General features: G+C 58.3%; 2 protein-coding genes. Both read left to right on the top strand.

Annotated features, from left to right (window positions below; genetic code table 11):
- Positions 1–1121: SGNH hydrolase domain-containing protein (locus tag LG661_RS24235; protein ID WP_230534564.1), on the top strand; the 1121-nt coding region annotated here is incomplete at its 5' end.
- Positions 1122–1481: 360 nt separating this feature from the next.
- Positions 1482–3647: a glycosyltransferase family 2 protein gene (locus tag LG661_RS24230; protein ID WP_230534563.1), complete on the top strand. Its 2166-nt coding sequence runs from the start codon at positions 1482–1484 to the stop codon at positions 3645–3647.
- Positions 3648–4073 lie beyond the last annotated feature (426 nt).

The raw sequence follows: 4073 nt of genomic DNA, 5'->3' as shown, positions 1-4073 counted from the left end.
GGCCCAGGCTCTCGCCGGAACAACCTGATCAGAACTCACACCTAGCGGTGATCGGGATCGCGCTAGGCGGGGCTTACCTCGCCTACCGATTTGTCGAGCAGCCGATCCAGCGCTCTTCGCTCGGCTACACCCGCTGGTGGCATGGTCATGCGGTGGCTGCAGGACTAGTGGTGCCAGTGGCGATTGCGGCAATCGTTGGGACTGCTGTCCTGGCTCCCGCCAGCAATGGGCAGGGCTCGAACCTCTCAACCGCGGATTATCCGGGCGGGACGGTTCCGGCTTCCTTTGGGACCGCGATCAGACCCGGTATCCCGATCCAGCCGGTTCCGGCTCCGGCGAAGCAGGACTGGCCTCGGGCTTATCGCGACAAGTGCCACCAGCTTCAGCCCGTGTCCACGGTGATTGCGTGCACCTACGGGGATGACAACGCTCCCATGAAGGCGGTTGCCCTTGTCGGGGGATCGCACTCTGCCCATTGGCTTGCTGCACTTGAGGCTCTCGCTCAGCAGAACGGTTGGCGCATCGTCAGCATCACAAAGAGTTCGTGTCCATTCGAAGTAAAACGCCAGCGGAAGGTCGACTGCATTGAGTGGAATGAGAACGTTGTTGATTATCTGAGAAATTTGCAACCGAATGCAATCTTCACCACCTCGTCTCGCCCCTACCGTGGCGACCCCAAAGGCGCAAATGCATCCCAATCTCGTGCGGCGCTACGAAAGGAATACATCCCGAAAGGATATCTTCAACAGTGGGCCCGCATGGCCGAGATGGACCTGACCATTATCGCTGTCCGAGACAGCCCTTGGCTAGGTGTCGACGTGCCTGAATGCATCGAGCGGAACCCTACTAGGATCCTGGACTGCAGCCGAGACCGGGACCAAGTCACGGATCGGACCGACCCGACATCAAAGCTCCGCACAAAGCCAATGAATGTCGAGTTTATTGATCTGACAGACAGATTCTGTGATCAGTCCGTGTGTTTCCCGGTCAATGGCAATCTGCTCATCTACAGCGATGCCCACCAATTGCCGGCAACATTTTCCCGGAGGCTGGCCCCGGTCCTTGGCGAGCGTATCAGGCAGGTCCGGCCGGACTTGTTTGCGGCCGGATCAGGATCCTAGAAACGAAATGGTCGGGGAGGATCCGCGAATCAGGCACGCCTTTCGGTTGTGGCGCGGTGAAGATGCGACAATTACGCCTCCTCTCCCGTAGTCACTCTTCGGGATAAGCCTATGGAGCGGCAAAACGTTATTGCGCTTGCACAAGACCGCGGCTAACGCATCTTGCTGTTAGGTCAGGTCAATTCGATGCGTGCAATTCTCCGGTCTGCTTTCTTCTCGGTCCCTCAACCTATTCGGAGGGCGCTCAGGCTCCTTCTGCCGAATGGAGCTGTCCGAGCCGTTGCAAAACGCATCACGCCTCCCCCTCCTCCCCCGCCCCCTCCAAAGCCGAAGCCAAAGCCGAAGCCAAAACCGGCCAAGGTGGCACCTCCGGAGGCCCCACGGGAGCCGACCGCAAAACAGCTCTTTGATGCTGCCTGGTACACCAGCCGTCATCCAGAAGTTCCGCAGGATCACGAGGAGGCCTATAAGAGCTATCTCGACAGCGGGATGAGGGCGGGGCACGCTCCGAACGCACTTTTTGAGAGCCTGCGCTTCCCGTCTCATACAACCATTCCACACGAGCATCTCTATCGGGTTACGGCCTCGCCCGTTCTCTCTCGTGTGCCGCCCACCCGCTATCTTGAACTCTACCGCCCTAAGGCCAAACGGCGCGTGCATCACCTCTATGGCACGCTCGACGAGTATCTCCGCCGGGCGCTGACAGCGCCGGATCTGATCAACGCCGAATTGTGGGAGAACGACCTTCGTGTCACTTCCTACATGGACGGAATCAAGAACCGACTTGCGGCTGAGTATTTCGGTCGGCCGCAGGACACCCTCGTCTCCGTAATCCTGACCACACGCAACCGCGCCTCAAGGATAGCCGACGCAATCGTCTCGGTTCTGATCCAATCCTACAAGCGATGGGAACTGATCGTTGTAGATGACGGAAGCGACGATAACAGCACAGAGGCCGTTGTTCGACAGTTTGACGATACCAGGATCAAGTATGTTCGTATGGATGAGCAGGGTGGCATCGGGCGCGCATGCAATCTCGGCATTGAGCGATCGTCCGGCCGCGCCATTGCCTATCTGAGCGATGATACGCAATGGGACCCTGACTGCCTCCTTATATCTATCAATCAGATGCAAAGCCATGGCGCACGGGTAAGCTACAGCGCGCATGCCGTCTGGGACGGCTTTGATCCGGATGCGCGCTTGGGACAGACATTCAAGACTATTCGCTTTGCCCCGTTCAACCGCAGCCTGCTTGAGAACACCAATTACGTGTCGGTTGCGGCGCTTGTCCATGATCGGGCCCTTCTCGACGAGGTTGGCTGGTTTGACTGCTCCCTCGAAAGGGGCACAGAGTGGGATCTGGTGCTCCGCCTGACTGATGCCACAAGGCCACTCGCCGTTCCGTGCCTGCTCAGTCACCATTTCCAGGACAGGACCAGTGACAGCGCAGTGCAGACCGGCGAGGAGCATTCTTCGAGTGATCTCAGGGCAAAGCTCACGGCCCGGTCAGACTGGTCGCAGCGGTTTACCACCGAGAGCGGAACCCAACACCAGGCGTTTTCAACGAGCCGGCAGGCCCGTGAGCGCCGCCGAAGAAAACTGGCACGCCTTCCAGCAGAGCGAGTTCAAATCCTGATTCCGAACTACGAGGCAGTGCACGAACTCGATATGTGCCTGCGGTCAATCGCAGAGCACACCCATTCGCCCTATGAGATCCTGGTGATCGACAACGGATCATCGGAAGAGAGCTACGCTGAGCTCGCAACGCTCTGTTCGTCCTTTGAGAACGTACGTCTGATTCAGGAGAACAGCAGCTCGGGCTTCACCTTTGCCGTGAACCGCGGCCTTGCGGACATAGCGGATTGCAACGACAAAATCCTGATCCTGAACAACGACACCCTTGTGACACCGGATTGGCTCAACGAGATGCGTTATGTTCTCAGCAAGCATCCGGATGCGGGCATGGCCGTGCCGCGACAGGTCGTGCCGGGCGGCAACAAGGCTGCAAAAATTCATGTCCCGGGAGCCATCAACCCGTTTGAGTGCGACATCAATTTGTCGGCGCAACATCTTAATATCGTCGACCCCAGTTTCGATTTGGACGATGATTTGGTGGAACTGAGCTATGCCCCGTTGTTCTGCAGCCTCATCCGGCCGGAAGTCTTCAGAAATCTAGGCGCCCTAGACAGCGGCAACGGGCCGCATTATCGCTCTGACTGGATCCTCTGCGACTCCATGCGGCGGCTCCTCAGGCAGCGGATCATCTACACTCCCCACAGCAAGGTGTATCATCTTCTCGGGGTTGCGACCCGGGCTAAAAAGACCTTGACTCAACCCCTCTCTGGCTCCCCCAGTGCTGAGGCCTCGCCCGAGGACAACCGCGGGATTGGGGAGCTGTTGCCAGACAGCGCTCCACCCTTACACTCCCCGCAAGGAGCCCCCCAGAGGCTGCCCAGCCCTGAAAATAATGCCTTGACTGGGCTCAGGGCAGAGATGGTCCACCCAACACAGGAGCGCCTTACGTGATCGCCGCACCCCGGAGTGCATACCAGCCACGAGGGCTGTCCTCCCCCTCGGGTGGAAAGATGCTGTCGGGAAACAGGATGAGGGAGCCGTCGCTGGGCAGCCTCCCTCGCTCTGAAGGCCATGATCCGACAATCGTCACCTTGGTCTGCGTGCGCCTCTTGCCTCGCGCTCTTCAGACGCAAAGCTTAAGTCAGCCACCACGAGATCATTGATTTTGCAATTGATCGCTGGCTAGATCTTGATTATCGCGGCGCTTCCTGTGGCATCTTCTTGGACAATACAGCATCAGGCCGTATGCTGACAGCGAGCGGAATGGCAGTTTTGAGCGGCAAACCTATGGACCAACAAATGACTGTACTCGACCCATTCGGGATCCCTCCGCTTCGCACGATTATTCACCTGGTGCATGATATCTCGACTATCGGG

Source organism: Microvirga roseola (assembly GCF_020866965.1).
Taxonomy (GTDB): domain Bacteria; phylum Pseudomonadota; class Alphaproteobacteria; order Rhizobiales; family Beijerinckiaceae; genus Microvirga; species Microvirga roseola.
This window is presented reverse-complemented; position numbering and strand designations above follow the sequence as displayed.